Source organism: Methylobacterium sp. 142-1Y (assembly GCF_057747795.1).
On the sequence record NZ_CM173224.1, the window covers coordinates 1,793,016 to 1,807,253 of the forward strand.

The 14,238-nt window shown below is 67.7% G+C and carries 14 protein-coding genes; 5 read left to right on the top strand and 9 right to left on the bottom strand.

Annotated features, from left to right (window positions below; all coding sequences use genetic code 11):
• Positions 1–126 precede the first annotated feature (126 nt).
• Positions 127–1,017 carry an RNA polymerase sigma factor RpoH gene (gene rpoH, locus AC3AOF_RS08250; protein WP_236991180.1) on the top strand — a complete coding sequence of 297 codons (891 nt, stop codon included), beginning with the start codon at positions 127–129 and terminating at the stop codon, positions 1,015–1,017.
• On the opposite strand, the gene AC3AOF_RS08255 is transcribed toward rpoH, so the two are convergent.
• Complete coding sequence (locus AC3AOF_RS08255; RefSeq protein WP_236991179.1) at positions 1,014–1,952, bottom strand: AEC family transporter; 939 nt, start codon at positions 1,950–1,952, stop codon at positions 1,014–1,016. The genes rpoH and AC3AOF_RS08255 overlap by 4 nt on opposite strands.
• A 280-nt stretch (positions 1,953–2,232) precedes the next feature.
• On the opposite strand from AC3AOF_RS08255, the gene AC3AOF_RS08260 reads away from it, so the two are divergent.
• Together AC3AOF_RS08260 and AC3AOF_RS08265 are read left to right on the top strand one after the other, a co-directional pair.
• Entirely contained in the window at positions 2,233–3,042 is an 810-nt protein-coding gene (locus tag AC3AOF_RS08260) for an IS5 family transposase (protein ID WP_488348196.1), read from the top strand.
• Positions 3,043–3,747: 705 nt separating this feature from the next.
• The gene (locus AC3AOF_RS08265) at positions 3,748–4,752 is read left to right on the top strand and encodes a hypothetical protein (protein WP_488348197.1); all 1,005 of its coding nucleotides are present in this window, start codon (positions 3,748–3,750) and stop codon (positions 4,750–4,752) included.
• 253 nt (positions 4,753–5,005) lie between these two features.
• Here AC3AOF_RS08265 and AC3AOF_RS08270 read toward each other — a convergent pair whose 3' ends face one another.
• The 6 genes from AC3AOF_RS08270 to AC3AOF_RS08295 form a co-directional block, all read right to left on the bottom strand.
• Positions 5,006–6,358, bottom strand: a complete 1,353-nt coding sequence (locus AC3AOF_RS08270; protein WP_488348198.1) for a histidine kinase — start codon at positions 6,356–6,358, stop codon at positions 5,006–5,008.
• 73 nt (positions 6,359–6,431) lie between these two features.
• Positions 6,432–7,724 carry an adenylosuccinate synthase gene (locus AC3AOF_RS08275; protein ID WP_236991176.1) on the bottom strand — a complete coding sequence of 431 codons (1,293 nt, stop codon included), beginning with the start codon at positions 7,722–7,724 and terminating at the stop codon, positions 6,432–6,434.
• Between the two features lie 154 nt (positions 7,725–7,878).
• Positions 7,879–8,241, bottom strand: a complete 363-nt coding sequence (locus tag AC3AOF_RS08280; RefSeq protein ID WP_236991175.1) for a hypothetical protein — start codon at positions 8,239–8,241, stop codon at positions 7,879–7,881.
• Positions 8,242–8,371: 130 nt separating this feature from the next.
• Complete coding sequence (locus AC3AOF_RS08285) at positions 8,372–8,692, bottom strand: HigA family addiction module antitoxin (RefSeq protein ID WP_203156743.1); 321 nt, start codon at positions 8,690–8,692, stop codon at positions 8,372–8,374.
• Positions 8,693–8,738: 46 nt separating this feature from the next.
• Positions 8,739–9,020, bottom strand: coding sequence for a type II toxin-antitoxin system RelE/ParE family toxin (locus tag AC3AOF_RS08290; RefSeq protein WP_488348199.1), 282 nt, complete (start codon positions 9,018–9,020; stop codon positions 8,739–8,741).
• A gap of 209 nt (positions 9,021–9,229) precedes the next feature.
• A complete protein-coding gene (locus AC3AOF_RS08295) occupies positions 9,230–10,081 on the bottom strand; it encodes a D-amino-acid transaminase (protein ID WP_488348200.1) in 852 nt (283 codons plus the stop codon).
• Between the two features lie 196 nt (positions 10,082–10,277).
• On the opposite strand from AC3AOF_RS08295, the gene AC3AOF_RS08300 reads away from it, so the two are divergent.
• Positions 10,278–11,204 carry a dihydrodipicolinate synthase family protein gene (locus tag AC3AOF_RS08300; RefSeq protein WP_236991173.1) on the top strand — a complete coding sequence of 309 codons (927 nt, stop codon included), beginning with the start codon at positions 10,278–10,280 and terminating at the stop codon, positions 11,202–11,204.
• Positions 11,205–11,251: 47 nt separating this feature from the next.
• Here the strand turns inward: AC3AOF_RS08300 and AC3AOF_RS08305 are convergent, their stop codons facing one another.
• On the bottom strand, positions 11,252–12,211 hold the full coding sequence (locus AC3AOF_RS08305) for a hypothetical protein (protein ID WP_488348201.1): 960 nt from the start codon (positions 12,209–12,211) through the stop codon (positions 11,252–11,254).
• An 86-nt stretch (positions 12,212–12,297) separates the two neighbouring features.
• A complete protein-coding gene (locus AC3AOF_RS08310; RefSeq protein ID WP_488348202.1) occupies positions 12,298–12,960 on the bottom strand; it encodes an alpha-ketoglutarate-dependent dioxygenase AlkB in 663 nt (220 codons plus the stop codon).
• Between the two features lie 83 nt (positions 12,961–13,043).
• On the opposite strand from AC3AOF_RS08310, the gene yddG reads away from it, so the two are divergent.
• On the top strand, positions 13,044–13,934 hold the full coding sequence (gene yddG / locus AC3AOF_RS08315; RefSeq protein WP_488348203.1) for an aromatic amino acid exporter YddG: 891 nt from the start codon (positions 13,044–13,046) through the stop codon (positions 13,932–13,934).
• The last annotated feature ends 304 nt before the right edge of the window (positions 13,935–14,238 follow it).

Here is a 14,238-nt window from a genome sequence, read left to right on the forward strand (position 1 = left end):
TTGGTGGCGACACCCGTCGCTACCGGGCCGGACCGCTCTCTGCTATGATGGCAGATCGAACGACCGGCCAACGGGAGGTCGTTCGCGCTCGCCCATGTCTTCGCGGGGAGCTTTCAGGAGGTTGGAATGGCTGCTGCACTTCCCGTGCTCGCCAACGAAGGGGGCCTGTCGCGCTACCTCGACGAGATCCGTCGGTTTCCGATGCTGGAGCCGACGCAGGAATACATGCTGGCCAAGAGCTGGCGCGAACACGGCGATCGTGACGCCGCCCACAAGCTCGTGACCTCCCACCTGCGGCTCGTGGCCAAGATCGCCATGGGCTATCGCGGCTATGGCCTGCCGATCGGCGAGGTGGTGTCCGAGGGCAATGTCGGCCTGATGCAGGCCGTCAAGCGCTTCGACCCCGACAAGGGCTTCCGCCTCGCCACCTACGCGATGTGGTGGATTAAGGCGGCGATTCAAGAATACATCCTGCGCTCGTGGTCGCTCGTGAAGATGGGCACGACCGCGAACCAGAAGAAGCTGTTCTTCAACCTGCGCAAGGCCAAGGGTCGCATCTCCGCCCTCGACGAGGGCGACCTGCGCCCCGACCAAGTCAAGCAGATCGCCACCCGCCTCGGCGTGCCCGAGCAGGACGTGATCGACATGAACCGCCGTCTCGGCGGCGATGCGTCGCTCAACTCGCCCTTGCGCGAGGAAGGCGAGGGCGAATGGCAGGACTGGCTCGTCGACGACAGCCCGACCCAGGAGACCGTGCTCGCCCGCGAGCAGGAGGGGCAGAACCGCCTCGCCGCCCTGAAGGACGCGCTCGGCGTGCTCAACCCGCGCGAGCGCCGCATCTTCGAGGCAAGGCGGCTGGCCGACGACCCGATCACGCTGGAAGATCTGTCCAGCGAGTTCGGCGTTTCCCGCGAGCGGGTGCGGCAGATCGAGGTGCGGGCTTTCGAGAAGGTGCAGGATGCGGTCAAGCGCAACCTTGCCACCCGCGAGGCGCCGCGGGCGGGGGTGCCGGCCTAAAAGGCCGGCACGACCCCGACTGCCGAGAGACCGATCAGCACCAGCGGCATCGCAACCAGCGCCAGCACGGTCTGCACTGCCGTGATGCCGGCCATCAGCGGCGCGTCGCCGCCGAGCTGGCGCGCCAGGATGTAGGCCGAGGAGGCGGTGGGCAGGACCTGGAACAGCAGGGCCGTGGTGAGCGCCGGCCCGTGCAGTCCGAGGCCCGTCGCCACCAGCACGGTCGCGGCCGGCATCGCGAGGAATTTCATCGCTGAGGCGGCGGCCACCGGACCGAGCCAGGTCCGCGCACCCGAGAAATCGAGCGCCGCCCCGACGCAGAGCAGGCCGATCGGCAGCGAGGCGGCGCCGAGGGTGCGCATCGCCGGCTCGAGGCCGACGGGAATGCCCCAGCCGAGGAGCTGAAACGCCATCCCGCCGAGGGACGACACGATCAGCGGGTTGGTCGCGAGCTGCCGGGCGATGCCCCGCGGCGTCAGCCGCGCCGCGCCATGCCGGGCGAAGACCAGCACGCACAGGATGTTGACCGTCGGCACGATCGCCGCGTTGCAGATCGCTGCGAGCGCGATCCCCTGCGTCCCGAACAGCCCGGCGGCGAGCGTCACGCCGACATAGTTGTTGAAGCGCACGCTGCCCTGGAACACCGAGGTGAAGGCCGGCCCGTCGACGCGGAGCAGCGGCCGCAGGGCGAGGAGGAGGCCTGCCACGATCACGGTCGAGAGGATCAGCGTCAGGGCGAGCGCGCCGACCGGCACCGCCTCGACACGCGCGGTGGCGAGGCTGTGGAAGAACAGGCTCGGCAGCAGCACGAAGTAGCCGAGCCGCTCGGCCTGCGGCCAGAAGCTCTCGGCCAGGAATTGGCGGCGGCGCAAGGTGAGGCCGAGGGCGGTGAGGAGGACGACCGGCAAGAGGGCCAGCAGGATGGCGCCGGTCATGGCGAGAGGGTCATGGGGCGAGGGTCATGGGGGTGCGGGTCAGGGCGGGGACCGCCATCGGTGGGGCGGGCGATCACACGAATCGGCGTCGCCGGCCAGCGTGAGAGTCCGGGTCGGCGCTCCAGCTTAGTATGCCGAACCGTGCTCACCCACCCGTCCCGGAAGCAGGTGGCCATGCATGCGCATCGCGGATTTTGCGATCGGCGGCAAGCTCATCGACTCTGATCAGGACATCTAGAGCGTGTTATGAACCTATGACGTGGCGTGAGCGTTGAGGGGCATGAGTGCTGATCGCCCCGCCTATCCGTCCGACGTGTCCGATGAAGAATGGGCGCTGGTTGCCCCCTATCTGGCGCTGCTGCGCGAGGACTCGGGTCAACGCGACCACGAGTTGCGCGAGGTGTTCAACGGGCTGCGCTACATCGTGAAGACCGGTGCGCCGTGGCGGTTCATGCCCCACGACCTGCCGCCGTGGGCGGCGGTCTACCAGCAGACCCAACGCTGGCTTTCCGCCGATTGCTTTGGCGCGGTGGCGGGCGACCTGCGTGCTGTGTTGCGGGAAGCGGCGGGGCGCGAGCCGGAGCCGTCTGCGGTGATCCTGGACAGCCGGACCCAACGCTCCTCGCCCGAGAGCGGTGAGCGGGCGGGCTACGACGGGGCCAAGCGCAAGCGCGGCTCGAAGGTGCACCTGGCGGTGGACACGCCCGGGCATGTGGTGGCGCTGCACGTCACGCCGGCGAACGTGGACGACCGCAGCCAGGTTGGGGCGCTGACGTGTGCGGTGCAAGCGGAGACGGACGGGAGCGTGGAGACGGCGTTCGTCGATCAAGGCTACACGGGCGAGAAGCCGGCGAAGGCCGCCGACGCGAACGGCATCGCGTTGGAGGTAGTCAAGGCGCCCGAGGCCAAGCGCGGCTTCGTGCTGCTGCCACGCCGGTGGGTGGTGGAGCGCTCGCTGGCCTGGGCGACGCGCTGCCGCCGGCTGGTCAAGGACTACGAGCGCTATGCCACCACGTTGGCAGGCATCTACATGATCGCCTTCGTCTGCGACATGCTCAGCAAGCTTGGACGCATCGTAAACAGTTCATAACACGCTCTAGCACCGGGAAGAGGCCGATGACGACGAGAGGCCAGAGGATTGGCGCCACGGCGAGTGTGTCGACCGGCACCGCCTTGACCGCGCAGCGGCGATGCCGCGGAAGCGCACACTCGGTAGCAGCAGGACATCGTCAAGTCGATCGGCATGCCGCAGGGCTGCCGGCGAAGAAGCAGAGACGGCGCAAGTCAAGGCTGGGGGGGTGAGGAGACCGACTGTCAGGAGGGTCTGAAGAGCGGCGTAGTCATGGATCGCAGCGAATGCGGGCTGCCTCAGGTAAGATTGTCCGGGTAAAACGGGTTGCCGTGAAATTGGACCCGTAAGTAAGCGTGTCATGCCGCGCTGTGCACTTTCAGCCAAACCGGAACGAAAATTCTGTCTGCGGGGTTCTGACGCTGGGTAAGATTGCCATGACGGATTTGGCGAATTCGAACCTCGATGTCCTGAAGGTCGCAATCATAGTGATATTGGTCTATTATATCTATGGTTAGTTTATATTTTTTTTGAATATAATGTAACTCACGGCAATTTATGAAGCCATTATGCGGATGTAGAGGGGGGGGGTTGTTTGAAAATTCATGCGTCCGTTATTGGGTGCGAGTTTTCAGCCGAAATGTCGTCTGGACGCTGGTCATATCGCTTTTTCTGCACCATCTACTCGGATGCGTCGATTCTGCCGCATCAACTCTGGGGCATTCCATGGACGTGATTACGTTTCTAAAGGGACTTCCCGCTGTGCTGGGTGTGGCGGGATTATTTGCCTATTTATGGGCTGGTCAGTATCGCATCGGTGGAGATATAATAAAGTCAATTATTGAAAAGCTGCGTGCGGCCCCGAACGTGGACGTCAAGGATTATGCGTCGCTGACCCCGGCGCGCATTGAAAAATTACTACGTGAGGATGCCGATGCGCGGAAGGCAGTCAACGAGCAAGATATCAAAGTCATACGGCACATAGTATATCTTCAATATGCGACAACGTTTGCTGTTCTTGTTGTTTGTGCATTGTTGATAGGATGCGGCATTTATTTCGCCAGTAGACCTGAGCCGTTGAGTGTCAATCCACGACCGCCGGGCGCAGTATCATCTAATGGCCCCGATTCGAGTGGCATTCTCGTAGACTTGGATCCATTAAAAGTCGAATGGGATACTGCGGGACAGGTGGAAACAATAGCGATATTTATCGAGAACGCTGACGGGGGCGGCCGAACTGTAAAAAAGAATGTTCTCTCTGACGTTCGCAGTGTCGTATTCAGTCCGGATGAACTGCGCGGCGTGCTTGCAAACAGAAATTATCATGGCCACAATCGTGTAAGAACTGTTGTAGAATGGTCAGGACATGCCAAGCGCTCCAGTCCCGTCGACCTCTTCGTTGGAATTCAGGTCAAGCTTATGATCGGTGGAACGTTGATCGGGAAGGGAAAATCTCGAACTATACATACACTTCTGGCTGTTATCGATGACAGCACAGCGACAATGCCAAAAAATTATTGTTTTAATGTCGATTTTGCAGGCTGGAACAATAGCGGCCCGTTGGTAGCGCCGTTGAGGTCTTGCAACGCAGACTCCGAAGTCAAATTGAGCTTTGTTGATGACATCAATTGGTCACGTCGTCCGGGACTGGTTTTCAACCAACCCATTGAAGATAGAAAATTTGTCAGGGCTTGCCTCAACGCGCCCGAAATCAGGGATGATAAATGCTAAGTTGAATTTCATCCTCTGAATTTGCCTCGAATTCAGGTAGGTGCGCCTGACGAAACCAAAACATTTCGTCAGGTGTTACTCCTTCGCAGCGATACGATTTTCGACTGGTCGCTTCGCGATGCGGAAATCGGCTTCACTCAGACGCCGCACGGGCTTGTGATATGACGTCCGTAAGCGATCCTCCGGAAGTCGTATGATGCCCCGAAATTCCTTATGCGAGAGAGGTATCGAGGCAAAATCAGACAAAAAAATTCTACTGCTGCCACTGCTCAAACGCCTCCCGCAACACCTTCTCGCCGGCATTGCCCTTCTCGAAGGTCAGGATCGCGCGGTTGCCGTTGGCGTAGCGGATCGGCAGGTCGATCCAGTTTCGCTTGAGGAGCAGGTCGGTGTTGCGCTCGATATCGGCCTTCAGGTTCGAAAGGCCGATCAGGAACAGGTTGTCGCGCACCGGTACCGGCAGGCCGGAGACCGGGGAGCCGCGTCCGGATTCGTCGTCCTTGAATTGGATCAGGCCGACATCGCGCACGGTGCGGTTCGGGTCGGTCGAGGTGAAGGTCAGTTCGAGGATGTGCGACGCCGGCAGGGTCGCGTCGGTGTTGCGGCGCAGGACCATCGCCAGGCTCAGGCCCGCATCGGGCACGTCGACCGTGCCCCGCACCACGGTCTGGAGCGGCTGGCCCTGGCCGGCATTGACGGCGTCGAGGCGCCAGACCACCCGGGCCTGGATCGCCTTCGGGGCGGCGCCCTGGCCGCCATTCTCCTCGTAGAGCGTGCCGCGCTGCGCCACCGCGATGTCGGGCGTCGGCGAGGGGCGGGGAGCGCTGCCTTGCGGCGCGGCGGCCGCCGGGGCCGGCGCGGGCGACGAGGCGGCCAGGGGCACCCGCTCGCCGCCGACCCGGTCGGCGAATTTCGAATCCTGGTTCTCGGCCGGACGGTTGGGGCCGTTCTCGGCAAAGCCCGTCGGCAGGGCGGCGGGGTTGTCGCGCAAGGACCAGGCGGTGACCGCGATGGCGCCGACGACCGTCGCCAGAACCGCCGCGACGATGCCGTTGCGCACCAGCCGCGATCGGTCGCGCTTGGGCGCCACCACGTCGAGGCGCGGGCGCTGCGGGGCGGCAGGGCCCGTCTCCGTGGTCCCCGGCTCCTCGACCGGCTCCGGATTCCGCGGCCGCGTCGGCGGCAGCTTCAGCTCCACCGGCGGGCCGGCCTCCGGCAGGGCGTCGGCGTGGTGCGGGGCCGGCGGCTCGGGAGGGGCAGCGCGGGACGGGTCCGAGAGCGTGGCGGTCTCCGGAGCCGTATGGGCGTCCGGCGGCATCACCCCCGGCGGCGTTGTGGCCTCGGGCAGTTGGGGGGCTTCCCGCGGCGGCGGCTCCGGGGCCGCGGGCTCCGGAGGACCGCCGTGCTCGATCTCGAGCCGGGCGATCGCCCGGTCGAGGGAGACGCGCTCCGCCTCGATGTCGGCCTCCGACAGGGGCGGATCGAGGGAGCGGAGCTGACCGATCAGCGCCGCGCGGGCGCGCTCATAGACCGTGTGCCGCAGATCGGGCGAACGGTCGGGCAGGGCCTCGAGGGCGCGGGCGAGCAGGGGATAGTAATCGGCCATGGTCGCCGCATGCCTTGTCGTGCGGGGCGGCGGGCGTCAAGCTTCGCCCGCCTGACGTCGCGCCGAATTCCCCTCAATCCTCGAAGGGGTTGTGGACCAGGATGGTGTCGTCCCGCTCCGGCGAGGTCGAGAGCAGGGCCACCGGCGCGCCAATCAGCTCCTCGATCCGCCGCACGTACTTGATCGCCTGGGCCGGCAGGTCGGCCCAGGAGCGGCCGCCCGCGGTGGTCTCGCTCCAGCCCTCGAAGGCCTCGTAGATCGGCTCGACCCGGGCCTGGTCGGCCTGGCTCGCCGGCAAGTGGTCGATCTCGCGGCCGTCGAGGCGGTAGCCGGTGCAGATCTGGATCGTCTCGAAGCCGTCGAGGATGTCGAGCTTGGTCAGCGCGATGCCGTCGATCCCTGAGGTCCGCACGGTCTGGCGCACCAGGGCGGCGTCGAACCAGCCGCAGCGGCGCTTGCGCCCGGTCACGACGCCGAATTCGCGGCCGCGCTCGCCGATCCGCTCGCCGATCGCGTCGGTGAGCTCGGTCGGGAACGGACCCTCGCCGACCCGGGTGGTGTAGGCCTTGACGATGCCGAGCACGTAGCCGATCGCCCCCGGGCCGAGGCCCGAGCCGGTCGCGGCCTGCGCCGCCACGATGTTGGAGGACGTCACGTAGGGATAGGTGCCGTGATCGACGTCGAGGAGCGCGCCTTGCGCGCCCTCGAACAGGATGCGCTTGCCGGAGCGGCGGGCATCGTCGAGGAGCGCCCACACCGTATCGGCGAAGGGCAGGATCTTGGGCGCGATGGCCAAAAGCTCGGCCTTCAGCGCCGCACCGTCGATCTCGTCGATGCCGAGGCCCCGGCGCAGGGCGTTGTGGTGGGCAAGCAGGCGCGAGATCTTGGCGTCGAGCATCTCGGCATCGGCGAGGTCGACGACGCGGATCGCCCGGCGGCCGACCTTGTCCTCGTAGGCCGGGCCGATGCCGCGCTTGGTGGTGCCGATCTTCAGGACCGCGTTCGAGGTCTCGCGGAAATGGTCGAGCTCGCGGTGCAGCGGCAGGATCAGCGTCGCGTTGTCGGCGATGCGCAGGTTCTCCGGCGTGATCGCCACACCCTGCTGGCCGATCTTGGCGATCTCCTCGATGAGGTGCCAGGGATCGACCACCACCCCGTTGCCGATGACCGACAGCGTGCCGCCGCGCACCACGCCGGACGGCAGGAGCGATAGCTTGTAGGTCACGCCGTCGATGACGAGGGTGTGGCCGGCATTGTGCCCGCCCTGGAAGCGCACCACGACGTCGGCCTGCTCCGAGAGCCAGTCGACGATCTTGCCCTTGCCCTCGTCGCCCCACTGGGCGCCCACGACGACGACGTTCGCCATATCACAAATACCCGTCCCTGCCCGCCGCGCGAAAAGCCCCGGCGCGTGTGAAGCGCGGGGCTGATCGGCTTGCGGATGGTGTCACGCGTATGCGCTCTTCGGCGATCCCGGCCGGGAAATCAAGCGACGGCCGGAACAACCGCCCTGCACAACGTTATTTGGCCTCGGTATTCGGGCCCTGCCCCGGCAGTTCGCCCGGCTTGATCACCGGGGTCGAGTTCGGGGTCGGCTCCGGCGGCTTCACCGCCATGTCCGGCGTGCCCGTGGCCGGCGGCTTGATCACGCCGTCCGAGCGCTGGAGCTTGTCGCTCAGGGTCGAGCCGGTGGTGTCCGACTTGTCGGCGTTCGAGGTCGCGTCGCCCGGCCGCACCTTCTCGGGGATGGTCTGGTTGAGGGGCGGCAGGTTCGGGTCGCGGTCGCGCCCCTTCAGGGGCACCTCGGGCGACTGGGCGAGGGCGGCGGTCGCGCCTGCGACGATCGCCAGCATCGCCAGCCCGCCGCGCATCAGCTTGGTCATGGGGGTTCTCCTGAGGATGGAGTCTCCTCAGGGAAACCGGGCCGGCACCCGTGGGTTCCGGCTCCGCTTGGCTTTGCAACCGGACCCTCAATTGATTCGCTGCCGCCTTTCGGCTCCCAGCGGTAGCGCCTCACGCCGCCTCTCGTTCCAGCGGGCGGATGTCATCGATGTCCGCACCGATCGCGTTGCGGGCCGTCAGAAGATCGAAGCGGCTCTGAAGATTCACCCACACCTGCGGGTCCATGCCGAAGTAGCGCCCGAGCCGCAGGGCCGTATCGGCGGTGATGCCGATCTCCTCACGGGCGATGCGCTCGATCCGGGTGCGCGGCACGCGGCACGCCTTCGCGATCGCATACGCCGTCAGGTTCAGCGGAACCATGAACTCCTCCCGCAGCACCTCGCCGGGGTGCATCGGCGGAAGGATGGTATCGGTTTCGTACTCGGTGCTCATGCCACCTTGTCTCCAGAGGAGCGGGGCGCAGCCCCAACAGTGGTAGTCAGTGATTGTCCACGATCTCTACATCTTCCGGACCAGTCTCGGTCCAGCGAAAGCACAAGCGGAACTGGTCGTTGATCCAAATGGCGTGCTGCCCGGCGCGCTCGTCGAGCAATGGATGCAACTTGTTGCCTGACGGAACCTTCAACGCATCGAGGGAGGTCGCTGCGTCGAGATAGTTGAGCTTGCGCCGTGCCGTCTTGAGAATGTGCGCGGGGATACCTTTCGGCTGCCGCCCCTCGAACACGTCTCGGGTCCGACCATTGGCAAAGCTGCGGATCACGCTGCGGCCCCTTATCGGCGATTGGTATCGCACAACGATACGCGCCGTCAAGCGGAAGGTATCGGCGAACGATACCGACGTGACCGCGATCCGCTCTCACGCGGATGGCCGAATAGGGAGATGCCCAGGTTTATCCCGAGCATTCCGAGGTCGGCTCGATCCCCGATCCAACGACCGCTTCAGGGATCCGCGGCCGGCCGGATGGATGCTCAGCCCGCCTTCGCCATGTCGAGGTACAGCTCCCGCAACTTCCGCGTCATCGGGCCGGGCTGGCCGCCGCCGACGCGCTGGCCGTCGATCTCGACCACCGGCATCACGAAGGCGGAGGCCGAGGTGAAGAACGCCTCGGAGGCCTGAAGCGCCTCGTCGATCGAGAAGGCGCGCTCCTCCACCGTCAGGCCGTTCTCCTCGGCGAGCCGCATCACCGCCCGGCGGGTGATGCCGGGCAGGAGCGCCGTCGAGAGCGGGCGGGTGACGATGCGGCCGTCCTCGGTGATGATGAAGGCGGTGGACGACCCGCCCTCGGTGACGAGGCCGTCCTCGTGCATCCAGGCTTCGGCGACGCCGGCGGCGGCGGCCTGCTGCTTGGCCAGCACCTGGGCGAGCAGCGCCACCGACTTGATGTCCCGGCGCTTCCAGCGCAGATCCTCGACCGAGATGACCTTGGCGCCGCGCTCGGCGAGCGGGTTCGACGAGACGATCTTGGCCTGCGTGAACATCACCACGGTCGGCGGCGTGCCCTCGGGCGGAAAGGCGAAGTCGCGCTCGGCCACGCCGCGGGTGACCTCCATGTAGACGAGGCCTTCGCTGAGCCCGTTGCGGGTGACCAGCTCTTCCTCGAGCCGCGTCCACTCGGCGATGGTGTGGGGATTGCGGATGCCGATCTCGGAGAGCGAGCGGTCGAGGCGGGCGAGGTGGGCCTCGTTGTCGACGAGGCGACCGTTCAGCACCGCGCTCACCTCGTAGATCCCGTCGGCGAACAGGAACCCGCGGTCCATGATCGGGATCGTCGCCTCCTCGAAGGGGACGAAGCGGCCGTTGACGTAGACGATGCGGGACATGCGGGTCTTCCTCTCGCGGGGCCGACGGCGCGGCCGGTCACGAACAAGCCGTCCTTGAAGCACCGCGCGGCGCCCGGCGGCAAGCGCGATTCCGGAGACCCGGCCTTGCATGATTCGTGCGGGCGGCGAGCGCGCGCGGCGGTTGCGCGGGGCCGCAGCCACGACCTATCGTCCGGCGAACACGAGAGGAAACGACATGCGGCTCACCCCCGACGCGAAGGGCGTCTTCCCCATCGCCCCGACCCCGTTCCACCCGGACGGCCGCATCGACGAGGCCTCGATCGACAAGATGACCGATTTCTACGGCGAGATCGGCGCCACCGGCCTCACCGTGCTCGGCATCATGGGCGAGGCGCCCAAGCTCGACGGCGCGGAGGCCGTGGCTGTGGCCTCGCGGGTGATCCGGCGCACCAAGCTCCCGGTCGTCATCGGCGTCTCGGCTCCGGGCTTCGCCGCGATGGGGTCGCTGACCCGGGCGGTGATGGAGGCGGGCGCCGCCGCCGTGATGATCGCGCCGCCCTCGTCCCTGCGCACCGACGACCAGATCGTCGGCTACTACGCCCAGGCCGCCGAGGTGATCGGGCCGGACGTGCCGTTCGTGATTCAAGACTATCCGCTGACCTTGAGCGTGGTGATGACGCCGGGCGTCATCCGCCGCATCGTCACCGACAACCCGAACTGCGTCATGCTCAAGCACGAGGACTGGCCGGGGCTGGAAAAAATCTCGGCGCTGCGGGCCTTCCAGCGCGACGGCTCGCTGCGGCCGCTCTCGATCCTGTGCGGCAACGGCGGCCTGTTCCTCGATTTCGAGTGCGAGCGCGGCGCCGACGGCGCCAATACCGGCTACGCCTTCCCGGAGATGCTGGTGGATGTCGTACGGCTCTCCGCGGCCGGCGAGCGCGAGCGCGCCCACGACATCTTCGACGCCCACCTGCCGCTGCTACGCTACGAGCAGCAGCCGGGCCTCGGGCTGGCCGTGCGCAAATACGTGCTGATGCGCCGCGGCATCCTGGCCTCCGACGCCCAGCGCAAGCCCGGCGGCGGCCTCTCGGCGACGGCGAAGGCCGAGGTGGATTTCCTGCTCGATCGCCTCGCCCGGCACGATCCGCGGGCGCGGCTCTGACGGCATCCCGTCCGCGGCCTCGCCAGGGGCCGCGGACGGGAGGGTGATCAGAACGCGATCGCGTCCACCACCTTGCGGAAGCGCGGCAGGATCGCCTCACGGTCCTGGGCGCGGACCACGCCGACGGCACGGAAATAGCCGTCGGGCTGGAAGCGGATGGTCTGGGACACCACCACGGGCGTGCCCGACGGCACGTCGACGGCCCGGGCCACGATCTCGTGCCAGTCGGCGCCGTTCTGGCGGAAGCTCTGCGAGCGCTCGATCGCGAAGTCCTTCATGGTCTGGTTCGAGTAGAGCGCGGCCTTCGCGAAGGCGTCGCGCTGCTCGGCGCCTGGCGCCGGCTGCACCGCCTCGGCGAGCACCAGGATCGGCTGCTCCAGGTTCATCATCTGGTCCTTCGGCCCCTCGGTATAGAGCACCGAGTTGCCGCCGAGCACCCGCACCGGGCGGAAGCCCGCGGTGTCGACGACCCGGAAGGGCAGGGCCGCGACCTGCTGGTCGAGGGTGAGGGCCGGGCGCACCCGCACGCTGGTCAGCATCGCGCGCATCGCATCGTCGGTTTCGGCCGTCGGCAGGGTCTGGCCGATGACGATGCCGGTGACCGTCGGGTCCGAGACCAGGAACACCCATTTGTGCAGGGCCGGTGCCCCGGCGGGCTGCTCGATCGGCTGCTCGCCGGTGACCAGCAGGCCCTCGCGCCCGTCGGCGAGCTTCAGGGTCTCGCGGGTCTTCACCACCAGGCCCTGGCTCTTCAGGTTCTCGTCGGTGAAGTTGGTGGTGAGGTCCTTGTAGGCCTGGGCCGGCAGCTCGACCACCGAGACCGTGGCGCCGCCGCCCTCCCGCTCGAAACCGGTGAAGCGGCGCGACACCACCATCTCCTTGGCCGGCTCGAAGCCGAAGCGCGAGCCCGGCGGATAGACCGGATCGGCCGCCCACGCCCCGGCCGGCAGGCCGGCAAGGCAGGACAGAAGGGCCACAACGCGCAGCGGCAGGGGACTCGTCGCCATCAGACTCGTCTCGGTTCGTAAGAGACGCCGCCCGGGATCGGGCGGCAGGACCGTCGCCGGATGCGTCGGCCGTGCGCGCCGCTCTGTCAAGCGCGGCCGCAAGCGCGACGGATCTCCGTGACGCGCCGCAAGGTCAGGTTGAGGCGCCCGCCCGGCGCCACGGCCTCGGGCAGGACCGGTCCCGAGGCGGATGCCAGCAGGTCGGCCGGCAGGAGACGGTCGACGCCGTGGAAGACCAGGCGCGAGGGCCCGCCGATCACCAGGGCGTCGCCGGAGGCGAGCCGCACCGAGCGGGTCGGGTCGGAGCGCTGGAGCCCCCCGTAGCGGAACAGGGCGGTGGCCCCCAGCGACAGGGAGAGCACGGGAGCCGAAAACTCCGCCTCGTCCCGGTCCTGGTGCAGTCCCATCCGGGTACCGGGCGCGTAGAGGTTGACGAGGCAGGCCTCCGGCTCGGCCGGGCAGCCGGCGAGTTCGGACCAGGCCCGCAGGACCGCCGCCGGCATCGAAGGCCAGGGCCGGCCGGTTTCCGGATGCGCCGCCTGGTAGCGGTAGCCGGCCCGGTCGGAGACCCAGCCGAGGGGGCCGCAATTCGACATCCGCACCGAGAACGGCTTGCCCGTGCGCGGCATCGTCGGGGTGAAGGGCGGTGCCTCGCGCAAGATCGCCGCGAGGTCGGCCGCGAGCGCACCCTGCGCCGCGGCGTCGAGATAGCCCGGGTGGTGGATCAGGCCGGGGGCGAGTTCGATCACGGGCGCGCTCCTCTGGCGGACGGCGCCCCTCCTATCCGATTTCCGGGTGAGCCGGCAGAGCCGGCCGTGGTAGGGCGACATGCATGACGATCCGCTCCGCCACCCTGATCGGCTCCGGCGCCATCCTGCTCTGGTCGCTGCTCGCCCTGTTCACCGCGGCCTCCGGCGCGGTGCCGCCGTTCCAGCTCGCCGCCATGACCTTCCTGGTCGGCGGGCTGCTGGGCTGCGCCAGCTGGATCGCGCGGCCCTCCGGCCTCGCCGCCTTGCGCCAGCCGCTCCCGGTCTGGGCGCTCGGAATCGTCGGGCTGTTCGGCTACCACGCGCTGTACTTCGCGGCCCTGCGCCTCGCGCCGCCGGCGGAGGCCGGGCTCATCAGCTATCTCTGGCCGCTGCTGATCGTGCTGTTCTCCGCCCTGCTGCCGGGCGAGGGGGGCTTGCGCGCGGCGCATCTCGCCGGAGCGCTGCTCGGGCTTGCCGGGGTGGTCACGCTGTTCCTCGGCCGCGGGTCGCTCAGCTTCGAGGCCGCCGCGCTGCCGGGCTACGCGGCGGCCCTCGCCTGCGCCTTCCTGTGGTCGGGCTACTCGGTCCTGTCGCGCCGGGTCGGGGCGGTGCCGACCGATGCGGTGGCGGGCTTCTGCCTCGCCACCGCGGCGTTGAGCCTCGTCTGCCACCTCGCCTTCGAGCGCACGGTGTGGCCGCGAGATCCGGCGCAATGGGCGGCGGTGGCGGCCCTCGGCCTCGGCCCGGTCGGGGCGGCGTTCTACCTCTGGGACATCGGCGTGAAGCGCGGCGACATCCGCCTCCTCGGCGTCGGCTCCTACGCCGCCCCGGTTCTCTCCACGCTGATCCTCGTCGCCGCCGGCTACGCCCCGGCGACCTGGTCGCTGGCGCTGGCCTGCGGGCTCATCGTGGCGGGGGCCCTGGTGGCGACGCGGGCGGGGAGCGCGCGGGAGGCGGCGCAGGGCGGGAGATAGAGGGAGCAAGCCCGATCGGACGGCGAGAGCGTTTCCCGACGACGCCGGAACCGGTTCGTCGACGAGAACGATTCGAAGTCAGGGATTTCGATCCCCGGCCGCCCGAACGACCCCGGTACACGACAGTGGCCTGAGGCCTACCGGCTTTGGGGCTCTCCCACCCGCGACCTCATCCTGAGGTCGCGGGTGGGAGAGGGAATCGCTGCGGTTTTCGCGCCACTGTCGTGTACCGTGCCCAACGACCAAAACCCCCGGATGCAGCGACTGCGTCCGGGGGCCGACCTCGCGGGCCAGTTGATCGGGG

Coding starts and splice junctions, on each gene's coding strand:
- rpoH (WP_236991180.1), top strand. CDS start 127: ATGGCTGCTGCACTTCCCGTGCTCGCCAACGAAGGGGGCCTGTCGCGC.
- AC3AOF_RS08255 (WP_236991179.1), bottom strand. CDS start 1,952: ATGACCGGCGCCATCCTGCTGGCCCTCTTGCCGGTCGTCCTCCTCACC.
- AC3AOF_RS08260 (WP_488348196.1), top strand. CDS start 2,233: ATGAGTGCTGATCGCCCCGCCTATCCGTCCGACGTGTCCGATGAAGAA.
- AC3AOF_RS08265 (WP_488348197.1), top strand. CDS start 3,748: ATGGACGTGATTACGTTTCTAAAGGGACTTCCCGCTGTGCTGGGTGTG.
- AC3AOF_RS08270 (WP_488348198.1), bottom strand. CDS start 6,358: ATGGCCGATTACTATCCCCTGCTCGCCCGCGCCCTCGAGGCCCTGCCC.
- AC3AOF_RS08275 (WP_236991176.1), bottom strand. CDS start 7,724: ATGGCGAACGTCGTCGTCGTGGGCGCCCAGTGGGGCGACGAGGGCAAG.
- AC3AOF_RS08280 (WP_236991175.1), bottom strand. CDS start 8,241: ATGACCAAGCTGATGCGCGGCGGGCTGGCGATGCTGGCGATCGTCGCA.
- AC3AOF_RS08285 (WP_203156743.1), bottom strand. CDS start 8,692: ATGAGCACCGAGTACGAAACCGATACCATCCTTCCGCCGATGCACCCC.
- AC3AOF_RS08295 (WP_488348200.1), bottom strand. CDS start 10,081: ATGTCCCGCATCGTCTACGTCAACGGCCGCTTCGTCCCCTTCGAGGAG.
- AC3AOF_RS08300 (WP_236991173.1), top strand. CDS start 10,278: ATGCGGCTCACCCCCGACGCGAAGGGCGTCTTCCCCATCGCCCCGACC.
- AC3AOF_RS08305 (WP_488348201.1), bottom strand. CDS start 12,211: ATGGCGACGAGTCCCCTGCCGCTGCGCGTTGTGGCCCTTCTGTCCTGC.
- yddG (WP_488348203.1), top strand. CDS start 13,044: ATGACGATCCGCTCCGCCACCCTGATCGGCTCCGGCGCCATCCTGCTC.